At 69.0% G+C, this 15,083-nt stretch carries 15 protein-coding genes; 8 read left to right on the forward strand and 7 right to left on the reverse strand.

Going from position 1 to position 15,083, the window contains the following annotated elements:
* Positions 1-40: 40 nt before the first annotated feature.
* The 5 genes from ACE37J_RS17240 (at position 41) to ACE37J_RS17260 (ending at position 3,938) form a co-directional block, all read left to right on the forward strand.
* Complete coding sequence (locus tag ACE37J_RS17240) at positions 41-595, forward strand: NifU family protein (RefSeq protein ID WP_409713290.1); 555 nt, start codon at positions 41-43, stop codon at positions 593-595.
* A 6-nt stretch (positions 596-601) separates the two neighbouring features.
* Positions 602-1,240, forward strand: coding sequence for a tRNA (adenosine(37)-N6)-threonylcarbamoyltransferase complex dimerization subunit type 1 TsaB (gene tsaB, locus ACE37J_RS17245; RefSeq protein WP_409713294.1), 639 nt, complete (start codon positions 602-604; stop codon positions 1,238-1,240).
* Positions 1,237-1,686, forward strand: coding sequence for a GNAT family N-acetyltransferase (locus tag ACE37J_RS17250; RefSeq protein ID WP_409713297.1), 450 nt, complete (start codon positions 1,237-1,239; stop codon positions 1,684-1,686). Before tsaB ends, ACE37J_RS17250 begins: the two co-directional genes overlap by 4 nt.
* An 80-nt stretch (positions 1,687-1,766) precedes the next feature.
* Positions 1,767-2,129 carry a preprotein translocase subunit SecG gene (gene secG, locus ACE37J_RS17255; protein ID WP_409713300.1) on the forward strand — a complete coding sequence of 121 codons (363 nt, stop codon included), beginning with the start codon at positions 1,767-1,769 and terminating at the stop codon, positions 2,127-2,129.
* 165 nt (positions 2,130-2,294) lie between these two features.
* A complete protein-coding gene (locus tag ACE37J_RS17260; RefSeq protein ID WP_409713303.1) occupies positions 2,295-3,938 on the forward strand; it encodes a CTP synthase in 1,644 nt (547 codons plus the stop codon).
* A 153-nt stretch (positions 3,939-4,091) separates the two neighbouring features.
* Here ACE37J_RS17260 and ACE37J_RS17265 read toward each other — a convergent pair whose 3' ends face one another.
* The 4 genes from ACE37J_RS17265 to ACE37J_RS17280 all read right to left on the reverse strand — a co-directional run bounded on the left by ACE37J_RS17265 (position 4,092) and on the right by ACE37J_RS17280 (position 7,496).
* Entirely contained in the window at positions 4,092-4,799 is a 708-nt protein-coding gene (locus tag ACE37J_RS17265; protein WP_409713306.1) for a hypothetical protein, read from the reverse strand.
* A gap of 240 nt (positions 4,800-5,039) precedes the next feature.
* Positions 5,040-5,957, reverse strand: coding sequence for a ribokinase (locus tag ACE37J_RS17270; protein ID WP_409713309.1), 918 nt, complete (start codon positions 5,955-5,957; stop codon positions 5,040-5,042).
* A complete protein-coding gene (locus ACE37J_RS17275; RefSeq protein ID WP_409713312.1) occupies positions 5,954-6,412 on the reverse strand; it encodes an RbsD/FucU family protein in 459 nt (152 codons plus the stop codon). The genes ACE37J_RS17270 and ACE37J_RS17275 overlap by 4 nt, the downstream gene beginning before the upstream one ends.
* Positions 6,413-6,428: 16 nt before the next feature.
* On the reverse strand, positions 6,429-7,496 hold the full coding sequence (locus ACE37J_RS17280; protein ID WP_409713315.1) for an ABC transporter ATP-binding protein: 1,068 nt from the start codon (positions 7,494-7,496) through the stop codon (positions 6,429-6,431).
* A gap of 181 nt (positions 7,497-7,677) precedes the next feature.
* Here ACE37J_RS17280 and ACE37J_RS17285 point away from each other — a divergent pair, with 181 nt between their 5' ends.
* The 3 genes from ACE37J_RS17285 to ACE37J_RS17295 are packed head-to-tail and all read left to right on the forward strand — an operon-like array spanning position 7,678 to position 11,379.
* Positions 7,678-9,309 (forward strand): extracellular solute-binding protein, encoded by a 1,632-nt coding sequence (locus ACE37J_RS17285; RefSeq protein ID WP_409713318.1) that lies wholly within the window; start codon positions 7,678-7,680, stop codon positions 9,307-9,309.
* A gap of 49 nt (positions 9,310-9,358) precedes the next feature.
* Entirely contained in the window at positions 9,359-10,465 is a 1,107-nt protein-coding gene (locus tag ACE37J_RS17290; protein WP_409713321.1) for a carbohydrate ABC transporter permease, read from the forward strand.
* Entirely contained in the window at positions 10,462-11,379 is a 918-nt protein-coding gene (locus tag ACE37J_RS17295; RefSeq protein ID WP_409713324.1) for a carbohydrate ABC transporter permease, read from the forward strand. Before ACE37J_RS17290 ends, ACE37J_RS17295 begins: the two co-directional genes overlap by 4 nt.
* Positions 11,380-11,683: 304 nt before the next feature.
* Here ACE37J_RS17295 and ACE37J_RS17300 read toward each other — a convergent pair whose 3' ends face one another.
* Genes ACE37J_RS17300 through ACE37J_RS17310 form a run of 3 tightly spaced genes read right to left on the reverse strand, consistent with a single transcriptional unit; the run spans position 11,684 to position 15,082 of the window.
* Positions 11,684-13,174, reverse strand: a complete 1,491-nt coding sequence (locus ACE37J_RS17300; protein ID WP_409713327.1) for an FGGY-family carbohydrate kinase — start codon at positions 13,172-13,174, stop codon at positions 11,684-11,686.
* Positions 13,175-13,178: 4 nt separating this feature from the next.
* Positions 13,179-14,270, reverse strand: a complete 1,092-nt coding sequence (locus tag ACE37J_RS17305; RefSeq protein WP_409713330.1) for a M42 family metallopeptidase — start codon at positions 14,268-14,270, stop codon at positions 13,179-13,181.
* Positions 14,270-15,082 (reverse strand): BtpA/SgcQ family protein, encoded by an 813-nt coding sequence (locus ACE37J_RS17310; protein ID WP_409713333.1) that lies wholly within the window; start codon positions 15,080-15,082, stop codon positions 14,270-14,272. The genes ACE37J_RS17305 and ACE37J_RS17310 overlap by 1 nt, the downstream gene beginning before the upstream one ends.
* Position 15,083 lies beyond the last annotated feature (1 nt).

Here is a 15,083-nt window from a genome sequence, read left to right on the forward strand (position 1 = left end):
CCGCGCCGGTCCACATCAACGGGGCGCAAAGGAGCCCGCCATGTTCATCCAGACCGAGTCGACCCCGAACCCCGCGACGCTGAAATTCCTGCCCGGGCAGACCGTGCTCGCGACCGGCTCCGCCGATTTCCCGAACGAGGAGAGCGCCGCCGTCTCCCCGCTCGCGAAGCGGCTCTTCTCCGTGGACGGGGTGGAGGGCGTGTTCCTCGGGCCCGACTTCATCACCGTGACGAAGGACGGGCAGGACTGGGCGCATCTGAAGCCCGCCCTCCTTGGCGTCATCATGGAGCATTTCACCTCCGGCCAGCCGGTGATGGAGACGGACGCCCGCGCCGGCCATGCCGAGCATGACGGGCCGGATTCCGCCATCGTCGGCCAGATCAAGGAACTGCTGGACACGCGCGTCCGCCCCGCCGTGGCGCAGGACGGGGGGGACATCACCTTCCACGGCTTCGACGAGGGCGTCGTCTACCTCCACATGCGCGGCGCCTGCGCGGGCTGCCCCTCCTCCACCATGACGCTGAAGATGGGGATCGAGAATCTCCTCCGGCACTACATCCCGGAAGTGACCGAGGTTCGCCCGGTCAACGTCTGAGGGGTCATGCCCCTCATCCTCGCCTTCGACACGGCCGCCGGGCGCTGCGCGGCGGCCGTTTTCGACGGCGCGCGCCGCCTCGCCGGGCGCGAGGAGATCATGGCGCGGGGCCATGACTCGCGGCTCTTCCCGATGATCGACGAGGCGCTGGCGGAAGCCGGGCGCGGCTATGGCGACCTCGATCTCGTCGCGGTCGGGACCGGGCCGGGCAACTTCACCGGCGCGCGCCTCGCCGTCTCCGCCGCGCGGGGGCTCGCGCTCTCGACCGGGGCGGAGGCGGTGGGGGTGGACCGGTTCGCGGCGCTGGCGGAGGGGCGTCGGGGGATCGTCTGCGCCGCGCTGCTCGCGCCGGGGGGGATGCTGCATGTCGCCCGGTTCGAGGGCGGCGCGGAGGTTTTCGCCGCGACCCTGCGCCCGGAGGAGGGCGGCGCGGCGGCGCGGGGCGCGCTCGTGCTCGGGGACGGGGCGGCCGCGCTCGTCTCCGCGACCGGGGAGGGCGAGGCCGGGGACGGCCTCGAGGCGCCGCTCGACGCCTACGCCGCCGCCGCGCTCAGGCTGAGGGGCGCCGCGCCGCGCCCGACGCCGCGCTATCTCCGCCCGCCCGCCGCCGCGCCGATGGCGCCGCCGCCGCCGATGATCGGATGATCGCCCGCCGCGCCGCGCCCTCGCCGGAGCATCTCGAAGCCCTCGCCCGGCTCCATGCGGAAGCCTTCGCCCCCGAGCGCGGCTGGAGCGCGGCGGAGATCGCGGCGCTCGCCGAAGGCGGGCTCCTCCTCTCGGCGGAGGACGGGACCGCCTTCGCCCTCCTCTCCCGCGCGGCGGACGAGGCGGAGCTGCTGACCATCGCGGTGGCTCCCGGCTTGCGGCGGCGCGGGCTCGGCGCGCGGCTGCTCGCGGCGGCGGAGGCGGCGGCGCGGGCGGAGGGGGCGCGGCGTCTCCATCTCGAAGTCGCGGAGGACAACGAGGCCGCGCGCCGGCTCTACGCCGCCGCGGGCTGGGAGGAGGCCGGGCGCCGGCCGCGCTATTACCTCCGCCCCGGCGGCGCGCGAATCGACGCGGTGATGATGCGGAAGGCGGCGGCGGAGCCCTGACGCCCGGCTATCGACATGCCTTCCCCCTTGCGCTATCCCCCGGCGCGACACAGATCACGCCCGAAAGGGAGCCGCCGCGCATGGAAAACGTCATCCTGATCGTCCACCTCGTGATCGCGGTGTTCCTGATCGCCGTCGTGCTGCTGCAGCGCTCCGAGGGCGGCGCGCTCGGCATCGGCGGCGGGGGCGGCGGCGGGCTCGTCTCCTCCCGCGGGACCACCAGCGCGCTCGCGAAGGTGACCTGGGCGCTCGCCGCGGCCTTCATCGCCACCTCGCTGACGCTGACGGTGATCGCGGCCACGTCCTCCGGCGGCCGGTCGGTGATCGAGGGCGTCTCCACGGGCGTGCCGGAGGCGGACGATGCGCCCGCCCTGCCGGGCGCCGGCGGCTTCAGCCTGCCGACGCTCCCCTCCGCGCCGACCGAACCGCCCGCGGCCGATTGATCCGGGCCCACGGGCCAGCCTGAAGACAGGAGCGGGCGCGGCGGATCGGCAGTTGTGGCGCCGGCGCGAATCCGCTATCTCTCGACTCCCGTGGAACGACATGTTGCGGTTGCGGCTTCGCCGACCGCGAGATGATGGATAACCAGCGGAACGCGGGGGCCGGCGGTGGCGCGATACATCTTCATCACGGGCGGCGTCGTCTCCTCCCTCGGCAAGGGCCTCGCCTCGGCGGCGCTCGGCGCGCTCCTGCAGGCGCGGGGATTTTCGGTGCGGCTCCGGAAGCTCGACCCCTATCTCAACGTCGATCCCGGCACGATGAGCCCGTTCGAGCATGGCGAGGTCTTCGTCACCGATGACGGGGCGGAGACCGACCTAGACCTCGGCCATTACGAGCGCTTCACCGGCGTTCCCTGCCGGCGGACGGACAGCGTGAGCGCCGGGCGCATCTACACCAACGTGCTGGAGAAGGAGCGGAACGGCGACTATCTCGGCAAGACCATCCAGGTCATCCCCCACGTCACCAACGAGATCAAGGACTGGCTCGCCATCGGCGAGGACGAGACCGATTTCATGCTCTGCGAGATCGGCGGCACGGTGGGCGACATCGAGGGCCTGCCCTTCTTCGAGGCGATCCGGCAGTTCATGCAGCAGCGCCCGAAGGGCGACTGCATCCTGATGCACCTCACGCTCCTGCCCTATCTCGCCGCCTCCCACGAGCTGAAGACGAAGCCGACGCAGCATTCGGTGAAGGAGCTGCGCTCCATCGGGCTCCAGCCCGACATCCTCGTCTGCCGCACGGAGCATCCGATCCCCGAATCGGAGCGGGCGAAGATCGCGCTCTTCTGCAATGTGCGGGAGGAGGCGGTGATCCCCGCCATGGACCTCCCCTCGATCTACAAGGCGCCCATCGCCTATCACGAGGTCGGGCTCGACCAGGCGGTGCTCGACGCCTTCGGCATCTCCCCCGCGCCGAAGCCACAGCTCGACCGCTGGCGCGACGTGGCGGAGCGGATCGACAACCCGGACGGCGAAGTGCGCATCGCCGTCGTCGGCAAGTATGTGAAGCTCGAGGACGCCTACAAGTCCCTCGCCGAGGCGCTGACCCATGGCGGCTTCGCCAACCGGGTGAAAGTGCGCGCGGAATGGATCGACGCGGAGATCTTCGAGCGGGAGGATGCGGCGCCGCATCTCCAGGGCTTCCACGCGATCCTCGTGCCCGGCGGCTTCGGCGAGCGGGGGACGGAGGGGAAGATCCGCGCGGCGCAGTTCGCGCGGGAGCGGCGCGTGCCCTATCTCGGCATCTGCCTCGGCATGCAGATGGCGGTGATCGAGGCGGCGCGAAACCTCGCCGGGCTCGGGCGGGCCGGGAGCCAGGAATTCGACCACGAGGCCGGGGGCGGCCGGTTCGAGCATGTCGTCTATCACATGTCCGAATGGGTGGAGGGCAACACGGTCGTCCGCCGCAAGGCGGGGGACGCCAAGGGCGGCACGATGCGGCTCGGCGCCTATGACGCGATCCTGACGCCGGGGAGCCGGGTGGCGGAGATCTACGGCGCCCTGACGATCAGCGAGCGCCACCGCCACCGCTACGAGGTGGACAGCAAGTACATGAAACGGCTGGAGGAGACCGGCCTCCGCTTCTCCGGCCTCTCGCCGGACGGGGCGCTGCCGGAAATCGTGGAGATTCCGGACCATCCGTGGTTCGTCGGCGTGCAGTTCCACCCGGAGCTGAAGTCGAAGCCGTTTGCGCCGCATCCGTTGTTTGCGGATTTTGTGAGGGCTGCGATGGAGCAGTCGCGGCTGGTGTAAGGGGGGAGGCGCGGGAGCCGGCAGTTCGTCGCGCCCGGCGCGAAGGGCCGGTGTGCGGACGAAGCGGACCTTCACATCATGCACCGTTTCAATCATTGAGATGATATGTGCGTCGAATAAGAAAGCATAAAAAAGGGATTGACTTTAGGATTCCTAATCAAAGATAACACCGTCAAGCACTTTAGAACAAAAGTTCTGGATATGAATTGAGATTCGCTCCCTTGCCTTGCATTCTTTCCTTCCATAATCATTTAGCTCTGGCTGAACGTGCCATATCAGTTGCAACTCAATATCAGAAAGTGTTGTATCCCTGCCTGTTGCTGGCAGCAGCCAATCGATCGGAATATGATCTTCATCATCGTTGAAGCCGACAATGCAACCAAAGTATATTTTTTTACACATGCCGTCATATTCCGGCGAATGAAGCTTTGAAATGGCAGCATGGCCGCCGCGGAAGCGATGAGAATTTGAATTTGTTTTTCCTATGTACACGATCCTCTCGTCATTGGTCTTAAGATCAGAAACGGTCATCATGTAGATCGTATAGGCGTTGAGTGGTGGTGGTCCTAGCTCTTTCAGAATTCTTCGGCGACCTTCATGGTCTGGCGACCATTGGGGAATGTTCCGGCCAAGCAATTGGCACGCGCTGCGAAGGTACGAAAAACAGGCCTGTCGAGATGATTCGAACGAAGTCAAAGGGAAATCGGTTGCCTTGTGAAGGCCCATTGAGGCATCAAATGAAACCCAGAAATGCTCCCAAGTGTGGTCTTCACAAGCCATGTACAACGGCGATTTGAGATAAAATGGTCTTTCGGAGAGCCATGCACCAATCGAATGCGAGTTGATCAGCTTAAAGGTCATGCGCGATGATCACCAAAATTTTCCGGCTTTGGCATAGAATACCCAGGTGTGTGCAGGAAAGCCAAGTATCAACCGGTGCCATTATATCGGACATGTAGAGTCCCCACCCCACGTGTCAACGAAGTCAGCCTGCAGCTAACTCTGCGGCAGGCATGAGCGACTAGTTTGGGCTCGAACCCGCCGTTCGTCGCGCCTCGCTCCAAAGTCCGCTCCTGGCCGAACGCCTTCACTGCCCCCCCCTCACCCCCGCGCCACCAACGCATCAATCTCCGCCCGCGCGGGCATCGCCGGCGCCGTCCCCGCCCGCGTCACGGAGATCGACGCCGCGGCGCAGCCGAAGCGCGCCGCCTCCAGCGGGTCCGCGCCTTCCGAGAGCCGGGCGGCGAAGGCGCCGGTGAAGGCGTCGCCGGCGCCGGTCGTCTCCACCACGGGCCCGGCGTCGAAGGCGGGGATGTGGGCGGTGCGCTTCCCGTCATGGAAGAGCGCGCCCTCCGCGCCGAGGGTGACGATGGCGGCGCCGGCGCCCGCGGCGCGGAGCGCGCGGGCGGCGGCTTCGGCCTCCGCGACGGACCGGACGGGAAGGCCGGTCAGCGCCTCCGCCTCGCTCTCGTTCGGGGTGACGAAATCGCAGAGGGCCAGCATGCCCGCGGGGAGCGGGGCGGCGGGCGCGGGGTTGAGCACGGTGAGCGCCGCGCCCGCGCGGGCGATCTCCAGCGCCCTGACGGCGGCCGGAATGGGCTGTTCGAGCTGCGTGACGAAGACGGCGGCGCCGCCGATCAACGCGGCCTGCGCCTCCACGTCGTCCGGCCCGATCTCTCCGGCGACGCCGGGGCAGACGATGATCGCGTTGTTCCCCGTCGCCGCCTCGATGAAGATATAGGCGGCGCCGGTATAGCCGTCCTCCTGGAAGGAGATGGCGGGGCGCACGCCGGCCTTTTCCCATGTCCTGAGCGCCATCTCCCCGAACGGGTCCCGCCCGAGGCGGCTGACGAAATGGGTCTCCGCCCCGGCGCAGGCGGCGGCGACGGCCTGGTTGGAGCCCTTGCCGCCCGGCCCGAGCGCGAAGCTCTCCCCGAGGATCGTCTCCCCCATCCGGGGCGGGCGGGCGGCGCGATAGGCGGTGTCGGCGACGAAGACGCCGAGGATCACGACGCTCACGCCGCCCCCTCCGGCGGGATCACGCCCTTCCTGAGGATGAAGCAACCGTAGAAGCGGCGCTCCCCGGTCTGGATCACGGCGTAGGCCTCGCGCGCCCGGTCATAGAAGGCGAAGCGCTCGATCCCCACCATCGGGCGGGGCCGGCCCTCGGCCCGGTCGATCTCCGCCTGCACCTCCGCCTGAACGGGCGGGATCTCCTCCGGCGCGCCGACCACCTCCATCCGCCCGGCGAAATCCTCCACGAAGGTGTCGAGCGGGAGGACGGAGAGGATGGCGCGCACCGCCTCCGCCGCTGTGGCGGTCTCCATCCGGAGGAGCGCGCCGCGCACGGTCGCCCGCGCCACGGAATCGGAGGGGAAGTTCGCGTCCGCGATCACCAGCGCGTCGCCGTGGCCCATCGCGCGGAGCGTGTGCAGCACCTCCGCGTTCAGGCGATGGTCGATCCCTTTCAGCATGGGTCCCTCCCCTTGGTCAGTCGATACGCCGCCCGGTTCCGGCGTCGAAGAGATGCGCGAGGCCGGGCCGCGGCGCGAGGCGGAGGCGCGCGCCGGGGGCGACGGAGAGACGGTCCCTCGCCACAACGGTCAGCTCCGCGCCCTCCGCCCGCGCCACGAGATGCGTCTCAGAGCCCGTGGGCTCCACCACCGCGACAATGGCCTCGATGGCGCCCTCGGCCCCCTCCGGCGCGATGTCGAGATGTTCGGGGCGGACGCCGAAGGTGACGGCCGCGCCGGGCGCGAGCCGCTCCGCCCCCGGCGCGCTGAGCTCCGCGCCCGCCGCGCGCACGCGCCCGCCGCCGAGCGCGACGGCGGGGAGGAGGTTCATCGACGGGCTGCCGATGAAGCCGGCCACGAAACTGTCCGCCGGCCGGTCATAGACGTCGAGCGGCGCGCCGACCTGCGCGATATGGCCGTCGCGCATGACGACGATGCGGTCCGCCATCGTCATCGCCTCGATCTGGTCGTGGGTGACGTAGACGGTCGTCGTCGCGAGGCGCTGGTGCAGCTCCCTTATCTCCGCGCGCATCTGGACGCGCAGCTTCGCGTCGAGATTGGAGAGCGGTTCGTCGAAGAGGAAGACCTGCGGGGCGCGGACGATCGCCCGGCCCATCGCCACGCGCTGCCGCTGCCCGCCGGAAAGCGCGCGGGGATAGCGGGAGAGATAGGGGGTGAGCCCGAGAATCTCCGCCGCCCGCGCCACCCGCTCCTCGATCTCGGCCTTCGCCATCCCCCACATCTTCAGCGGGAAGCCCATGTTCGCCGCCACCGTCTTGTGCGGGTAGAGCGCGTAGGACTGGAACACCATCGCGATGTCCCGCTCCGCCGGGGGGAGGTTGTTCACCACGCGCCCGCCGATCCGGATCGTCCCGCCCGTCACGGCCTCGAGCCCGGCGATCATGCGGAGGAGGGTGGACTTGCCGCAGCCCGAGGGCCCGACGAGGACGACGAACTGCCCGTCCTCTATGTCGATGTCGACGCCGTGGACGACCGCCTGCGCGCCATAGGCCTTCACCAGCCCCCGTATCTCGACTTCGGCCATCCATCCTCCCCGCCTTGCCTTCGGGCGGCTTTTCGCAAGCGTTAGCGCGGCGGGCGGGGCCTGTCCATCATCCGAACATGCTAACATGTCAGGCGCTTGACTCGACGCGGCGCGGCGCGGAATGATCCCGCGCAAGAGGAAATGACGGCCCGTCGATGCGGCGGCCGCAAGGGAGGACGCCATGAAAGTCGAACTCTACGAACACGCCATGCGCGCCGGGCTGACCCGCCGCGGAATGCTGCGGGGCGCGACCTGTCTCGCCTCCGCCGCCGCGCTTGGCGGCCTCCCCGCGCTCGCGCGGGCGCAGGGCGGGCTCCGCGCGGAGATCCTGAAGATCCCCGGCGTCGGCCGCGGCTCCCCCACGGATGCGGACTGGCGGAAGGTCGGCGAGCTCTGCCTCGGGGGGACGAAGGCCTCCGTCCAGCCGGGCGAGTTTGCGGGCGTGGAGCTGACCTTCATGGGGCTCAACAACCAGAACCTGCACAACTTCCTCTTCCGCGGCTTCCTGCGGCCCTGGGAGGAGTACACGGGCGCGAAGATCAACTGGATCGACCTGGCGCAGGCCGACTACAACGCCCGGCTCCAGCAGTCGATCGCGACGGGGACGGTGGATTTCGACATCCTCGAAATGGGCGCGCCCTTCGAGGGCGACACGGCGGGCCGCGGGCTTCTGGACGAGATGCCCTCATGGGTCGCCGACATGATCGAGATGGACGATTACGTGGGCTACCTGAAGGCCCCGGTCGGGACCTGGGACGGCAAGACCTATCGCGTCGCCATCGACGGCGACTGCCACACCTTCGCCTATCGGACGGATTATTTCGGGCCGGGCTCGATCTCCGGCATGGACGCGCCGCCGAAGACCTGGGAGGAGGTCAACGCCGCCTCCAAGGCCCTCGTCGGCAAGGAGGACCCGCTGACCGGCCTGCCCGCCCACGGCTATCTCGACCCGCTGAAGGGCTGGGGCGGCTTCGGCTTCTACTTCCTCGAGAACCGGGCCGCGGCCTACGCCAAGCATCCGGACGACCCGGCCTGGCTCTTCGACCCGGATACGATGAAGCCGCGCGTCAACAACCCGGCCTGGGTGCAGGCGATCCAGGACGTGATGGACCTGATCGCGACGCCCGGCGTCTACCCCGCCGACCAGATCAACGCCGACCCGGGGACGACGGCCTTCTCCCAGTTCCTCGCCGGCACGGGCTCGATGCTGATGTGGTGGGGCGACGTGGGCTCCTCCGCCCGCACATCGGACACTTCGGTGGTGGGGGACGTGGTCGGCTTCGGGATCAATCCGGGCGCGACCCGCGTCTGGAATTCGAAGACGGGCGCCTGGGAGGAGGGCTATAACGAGGCCCCGAACATGGCCTATATCGGCTGGGGGATCTACGTCACCTCCCGCGTCTCGGGCGACGAGAAGAAGCGGAAGGCCGCATGGTCCGCCGCCGCGCATCTCGGCGGCAAGGACCTTTCGCTCTGGACCTCGGCCTATCCTTCCGGCTTCCAGCCCTATCGCAACTCGCATTTCCAGTTCGGGGAATGGGAGGAGGCGGGATACGACCGCGCCTTCGTCGAGGATTATCTCGGCTCCAACGCGGACAGCTACAACCACCCCAACGCCGCGATCGAGCCCCGGATTCCCGGCATCTTCCAGTATTACTCGGTGGCGGAGGACGAACTCGCCAAGGGCTTCGCCGGGCAATACGGCTCCGCGCAGGAGACGGCGGACGCCATCGCCGCGGCCTGGGAGAAGATCACGGACCAGATCGGGCGGGAGAGCCAGGTGGCGCTCTACAAGGCGTCTCTGGGCCTCTGAGCGCAGGCGGGGCCGGGTTCGCGCCCGGCCCGCATCCTGAAAGGCGGCGATGAGCGCATCGGGCGACCTCCTCCATGTCGTGGAGCCCGACGGGCTCTCGCCCCGCCGCGCGCTGATCGGGCGCGCGGCGATGTGGGGGGCGGGGGCGATCCTCCTCCTCGTCGCCGGGGCGCAGGCGATGCAGGCGCTCGGCCATGCCGATCTCGGCTTCACCACCTGGCGGCCGACGCTCTACGCCTGGCTCCTGTGGATGACCGCCTTCTGCTGGGCGCAGGTGCTGATCCGGGGTGAGGGGGGCAAGCGGCTCCTTTTCGTGCTGCCGGCGGCGTTCTTCGTCGGCTCCATGGTCGTCTTTCCGCTGATCTTCGGGCTCGGCATCGCCTTTTCCGACTGGAACCTCTCCTCGCCCGACGGGCGGCGCTTCAACGGCTTCGACAACATCGTGCAGATGTGGGGGGACCCGTTCTTCTGGAACGCGCTCCGCAACATGGTCTGGTATACGCTTGCGATCCTCGTCGAATACGTCATCGCCTTCGGCCTCGCGCTTCTCCTGAACTCCGAAATCCGGGCGCGGCGGTTCTTCCGCGTCGCCTTCCTCCTGCCGCTGATGCTCTCCCCCGTCGCGGTGAGCTGGATGATCGGCAAGTCGATGCTGGAGCCGCGCTTCGGCCCCGTCGCGAGGCTCGGGCGCGAACTCGGGTGGGAAAATCCCTCCTTCTTCGGCTCGCCGGAGATCGCGCGGCTCACCATCATGGTGATGGACGCCTGGACCTTCATCCCCTTCATGATGATCATGCTGCTCGCCGGCCTGCAGGCGATTCCGAAGGAATTGCAGGAGGCGGCGCGGGTGGACGGCGCGGGGGGCTGGCGCGGCTTCCGGGAGATCACCTTTCCGCTGATGATCCCCGTTTCGATCACGGCGATCCTGATCCGCATCATCTTCAAGCTGAAGCTGGCGGATGTCATCATCAACGTCACCGCCGGCGGGCCGGGCGGGGCGACGGACAGCGTGACGAGCTTCATCTTCCGCGAATACCGGGACCGATCGAATGTCGGCTACGGGACGATGCTGGCGATGGTCTATCTCGTGCTCATCGTCGTCGCGATGACGATCCTGATGAAGGCGGCTGACCGGTGGATGAGGCCGAAAGGATGAGCGGGCAGATCTTCCATGACGGGGAGGCGGACCTCGCCCATCGCGCGAAATGGTGGACGGGGCGGGCGCTGATCTATGGCGCGCTCGCGCTCTGGGCCTTCATCTGCCTTTTCCCGATCTTCTGGACGCTGACGACCTCGTTCAAGACGGCGCCGGACGTGATGAAGGGCAACATCCTGCCCTGGTGGGATTTCCGGCCCGCCTGGCTCGGCTGGCGCTCGCTCGGCCTCTCGCCGGAGACGATCCTCGAGGAATCGACGGTGCGGGAGGAGTTCCTGAAGCGGTTCGTCAACTCGCTGATCACCTCCGTCTCGGCCTCCGTCCTCGCCGTGATCCTCGGGAGCCTCGCGGCCTATGGCCTTTCCCGCTTCGCCTACCGCTTCGGGCCGATGCGGAACGGGGACATCTCCTTCTTCTTCCTCTCGCAGCTCATCCTGCCGCCTGTCGTCCTCGCCCTGCCGTTCCTCGTGCTCTACCGGGAGCTCGGGATGCTCGACACGCGGATCGGGCTGATCCTGCTCTACACGCTCACCGTGCTCCCCATCGTCATCTGGATCATGCGGGACCAGTTCGCCGCGATCCCGACCGAGCTGGAGGAGGCGGCGCTGATGGACGGGCTCTCGATCTGGGGCGCCTTCGCGACGATCATCCTGCCCATCGCGCTGCCCGGCATGGTGGCGGCGCTGATCCTCAGCCTCGTTCTGACCTGGAACGAATATTTCTTCGCCGCGCTCCTCACCTCCACGCATGCGAACACGCTGCCCGTGATGGTGGCGAGCCAGACCGGGAGCCAGGGGATAAGCTGGTGGTCGATGGCGGCGCTCTCGGCCGCCTCCATCGCGCCGCTGATCCTCGTCGGCATCCTGCTCGAGCGGTTCATCATCCGGGGGATGGCGGCGGGGGCGGTGAAATAGGGGCGCGCGCTCACCCGATCTTCAGGTCTTCGCGATAGAAAGCATTTTTGATGATCGGAGAGGGAGCATATCGGGGAATATTTAACATCCGGTGTGCGAGCAGACGTGAAATACGCTTGTAATACGTTTGTAATACATTAATGGTCGTGAATATCCCATATAAATCATATGGTTGGCGGACAAGCCCGGAAGAACGAGCCTGCGCCGGGCCGCCCGCAACAGGGGAAACCGGTATTTTATCGTTACAGAGCAATAACTTGACCGGAAGGCAACACCCGCCCGGCAGCGTTCGCACCCTCTCCCGTCAGCCTTCGCCGCCCAAGGCCGCCGCAATCTCCTTCGTCCGCTCGTAGAGCGCGCGGAAGAGCGGGTATTGCGCCTCGTATTCCGGGCGGCGGACCGGGGCGATCTCCGCCTCGGACGGGTTCCAGTCCTCGATGTCCTCCGGCCGGGCGGCGCCGAGGGCGAGGGCGGCGAGGAAGGCGTCGCCATAGGCGGCGCCGAGGCTGATGCGGCGGAGCCGGTGGGGCAGGCCCGTCATGTCCGCCGTCGCCTGCAGCCAGACCCGGTTCTTCACCCCCCCGCCCACGGCGAAGACGGCTTCGGGCGCGGCGCCGGCCTCCGCATAGGTCTCCGTCACATGGCGGGTGGCGGCGGCGATCCCTTCCAGCGCCGCGCGATACATCTCCCCCCGCCCGTGCGTGAGGTCGAGCCCGAAGAAGGCGCCCTTCGCCTTCGGATCGTGGATCGGCGTCCGCTCGCCCGAGAAATAGGGGAGGCAAAGGAGCCCCCGCGCGCCGGGCGGCGCCGCCTCCGCCTCCGCGCCGAGGGCGGCGAAGGCGCTTTCCCGCGGCAGTTCGCGGGCGAAGGCGTCGCGGAACCAGTGCGTGAGCGTGCCGGATGTGGCGAGCCCCGCCATCGCCGCATGGCGCCCCGGGAAGAGCCAGGGCGCGTGCCAGAGCCGCGGGTCGGAGAGGCGCCGCTCCGTCACGAGGATGATGAAGATGGTCGAGCCCATCATCATCATCATCTCGCCCGGCGACCGCACGCCGACGCTGACCGCCTCCGCCGCCGCGTCGATCGTGCCGCAGGTGACGGGCGTTCCGGCGAGAAGGCCGGTTTCCGCAGCGGCGGCTTCCGTGACCCGGCCGGCGATCTCGTTCGACCACATGAGCCGGGGCAGCATCGCCGCGTCGCAGATGCCCTCAAGGTCCGTGCGCCAGCCCTGCGCCTCGATGTCGTAGAGCGGGGTGAAGTTGGCGGCGGTGTAATGGTCGATCACCGCCTCCCCGGTCAGCCGCAGGGTCAGGAAGCTCGTCGATGTCAGGATGCGCGCCGTCTTCGCCCAGAGTTCGGGGCGGTTGCGCCGGAGCCAGAGGATTTTCGGGCCGACCGATTGCGAGGTGAGCGCGTTGCCGCCGCGGGCGAGAACCTCGGCCTCGCCGATCTCCGCGTTCAGCGAAGCGATCTCCGCCGTTGCGCGCGTGTCGACGCCGTAGAGCACGCCGTTCATCAGAGGGGCGCCCGAAGCGTCCACCGGCGCCATGCAGGGGCCGATCGCGGAGACGGCGACGCCCGCGATGCGCCGCGCCTCGACCCCCTGCGCCAGCAGCGCGCGGGAGAGGAAGGCGAAATCCCCCCACCAATCCTCCTCCGGCCGGTGCTCGGCCCAGCCGGGGCGGGGGACGATCATCTCGTGCGGGCGCGCCGCCTGCGCCAGCACGCGGCCCGAAGCGTCCACGATCACGCCCTTCGATTCGAAGGTGCCGATGTCGATGCCGAGGAAGCAGTCCATCGCCCTAGCCCCGTTCCAGCCGGAAGCCCGGCCCGATCCGCGCCAGCGCCGAGGCGGTGAGCCGGACGAGCCCTTCGAGGTCCCCGAGGTCGCAGCATTCGACGGCGGAATGCGAATGGCGCATCGGGAAGCCGATATCGAGCGACGCGACGCCCTCCCCGACGATCTGCACATAGGAGAGATCGGTGAGGACGCCGACCTGCGCCGAGCGCTGGAGGCCGATCCCCTCCGCCTCCGCCGTTTCCTCGAAAAGGCGCACCAGCGCGGGATGCGGGATGACGCCGTTCAGCGTGCCGCGGCCGTGGAAGGAATAGAGGCTCATCCCCGGCCCGGCGCCGAGCCGCATCTCCCCGCGGTCAACCATGTCCGGCGTGTCGGAGGCGAGCATGAGGTCGATCTGGATCGCGATGTCCGGCCGCAGCGCCTGCGCGGCGACGACGGCGCCGCGGAGGTTGAACTCCTCCTGCACGGAAAAGACGAGATGGGTGGTCGGCCCGCTCGCCCGCGCCGCGAGGAGCCGGGCGAGGGCGAGGAGCGCGGCGCAGCCCGCGCGGTCGTCCACCGAGGGGCCGGCGATCCGGTCCCCCGCGAGCTCCATGACGGAGGGCCGGTAGATCACCGGCGTTCCGATCCGCACCCCGGCTTCCTCCACCGCCGCCTTCGAGCCGTGGCCCGTGTCGATGAGGATTTCGGGCGCGGTGAGGACGCGGTATTTCTCCTCCGGCCCGGTCGCGTGATGGGCCTTGTTCATCACGATCCCCGGCACGTCCCGCCCCTCCCCGACGCAGAGGAGGACGGGCTGCGCCGCCATCGCCCGTTCGGAGACGCCGCCCATCCGCTCGACCCGGATCAGCCCGTCCGTCTCGATCCGCCGGACGAAGAAGCCGATCTGGTCCATATGCGCGAAGACCATGACGGAGGGCGCCGCCTCATCCCCCGCGAAGGTGGCGACGACATTGCCGAGCCGGTCGACCCGGCTCTCCACGCCCGCCTCGCCCAGCTTCGCGCGGATCAGCGCGGCGACCCGCTCCTCGTGGCCCGAGAGGCCGGGCGTGAGCATAAGGGCCTTGAGGTCGTCCCGCAGGCCTTCGCGCATCACCGGCCCCCGCGGGCGGCGCGGGCGCGGGCCATGAAGTCCGCCGCCCGCTCCGGGTCCACCGCGCTCCAGGTGTCGCCGCCGACCTTGAGCGCGGAGCCGACGACGCAGCCGTCCGCCACGCGGAGGACGTCGGCCACCGTTTCGTGCTTCACGCCGGTATTGGCGAGGACGGGCGTTTTCGGCAGGACGCGCTTGACCGCTTCGAGATCGGAAAGCGCCGCCGCCTCCCCGGTGATCTGGCCGGAGACGAGCACCGCGTCCGGGATCGAGGAGAAGACGGCGGAGCGCGCCCGGTCCGGCAGGGGCCGCCGGTCCATGCTGTCCGCGAATTCGGCGGAGACGTTGAAGAGCGTCGCGAGATCCCCCCGCCCGAGCCGGGCGCGGTAGCGCATCGCTGCGCCGGCGTCGGGGGACCAGAGGCCCATGTCGCTCGCATAGGTTCCTGTGAAGATCTCCCGCACGAAGGCGGCGCCGGTCGCGGCGGCGAGCGCCATCGTCGCCATCGGGTCCCAGAGGACGTTGACGCCGAAGGGGAGGGCGATCTCCCCCCGCAGCCGACCGATGACATAGGCCATCGTCGCGGTCGAGGCCGGGTCGACCTTCAGCTCGTAGGGCCGGTCGTTCTCGTTCCCGAACATCACGGCGTCGAACCCCGCCGCCTGCAGCGCGGCGAGGTCGCGCCGCGCGCCCTCCACGAGGCCTTCGAGCCCCGCCTCGGCATCATGGAGCGGCGCGCCCGGCAGGGCGCCGAGATGGACCATCGCGATCACGGGCTTGCCGGGCCCGAAGACCCGCGTGAAGTTCCCCATC

The organism is Pikeienuella sp. (assembly GCF_046290545.1).
Lineage (GTDB): Bacteria > Pseudomonadota > Alphaproteobacteria > Rhodobacterales > Rhodobacteraceae > Pikeienuella.

What these genes read in the sequence shown, in the direction of transcription:
- ACE37J_RS17250 (WP_409713297.1), top strand. Translation starts at nt 1,237, where the DNA reads ATGATCGCCCGCCGCGCCGCGCCCTCGCCGGAGCATCTCGAAGCCCTC.
- ACE37J_RS17275 (WP_409713312.1), bottom strand. Translation starts at nt 6,412, where the DNA reads ATGCTGAAAGGGATCGACCATCGCCTGAACGCGGAGGTGCTGCACACG.
- ACE37J_RS17295 (WP_409713324.1), top strand. Translation starts at nt 10,462, where the DNA reads ATGAGCGGGCAGATCTTCCATGACGGGGAGGCGGACCTCGCCCATCGC.
- ACE37J_RS17305 (WP_409713330.1), bottom strand. Translation starts at nt 14,270, where the DNA reads ATGCGCGAAGGCCTGCGGGACGACCTCAAGGCCCTTATGCTCACGCCC.
- ACE37J_RS17240 (WP_409713290.1), top strand. Translation starts at nt 41, where the DNA reads ATGTTCATCCAGACCGAGTCGACCCCGAACCCCGCGACGCTGAAATTC.
- ACE37J_RS17290 (WP_409713321.1), top strand. Translation starts at nt 9,359, where the DNA reads ATGAGCGCATCGGGCGACCTCCTCCATGTCGTGGAGCCCGACGGGCTC.
- tsaB (WP_409713294.1), top strand. Translation starts at nt 602, where the DNA reads ATGCCCCTCATCCTCGCCTTCGACACGGCCGCCGGGCGCTGCGCGGCG.
- secG (WP_409713300.1), top strand. Translation starts at nt 1,767, where the DNA reads ATGGAAAACGTCATCCTGATCGTCCACCTCGTGATCGCGGTGTTCCTG.
- ACE37J_RS17265 (WP_409713306.1), bottom strand. Translation starts at nt 4,799, where the DNA reads ATGACCTTTAAGCTGATCAACTCGCATTCGATTGGTGCATGGCTCTCC.
- ACE37J_RS17310 (WP_409713333.1), bottom strand. Translation starts at nt 15,082, where the DNA reads ATGGGGAACTTCACGCGGGTCTTCGGGCCCGGCAAGCCCGTGATCGCG.
- ACE37J_RS17300 (WP_409713327.1), bottom strand. Translation starts at nt 13,174, where the DNA reads ATGGACTGCTTCCTCGGCATCGACATCGGCACCTTCGAATCGAAGGGC.
- ACE37J_RS17285 (WP_409713318.1), top strand. Translation starts at nt 7,678, where the DNA reads ATGAAAGTCGAACTCTACGAACACGCCATGCGCGCCGGGCTGACCCGC.
- ACE37J_RS17280 (WP_409713315.1), bottom strand. Translation starts at nt 7,496, where the DNA reads ATGGCCGAAGTCGAGATACGGGGGCTGGTGAAGGCCTATGGCGCGCAG.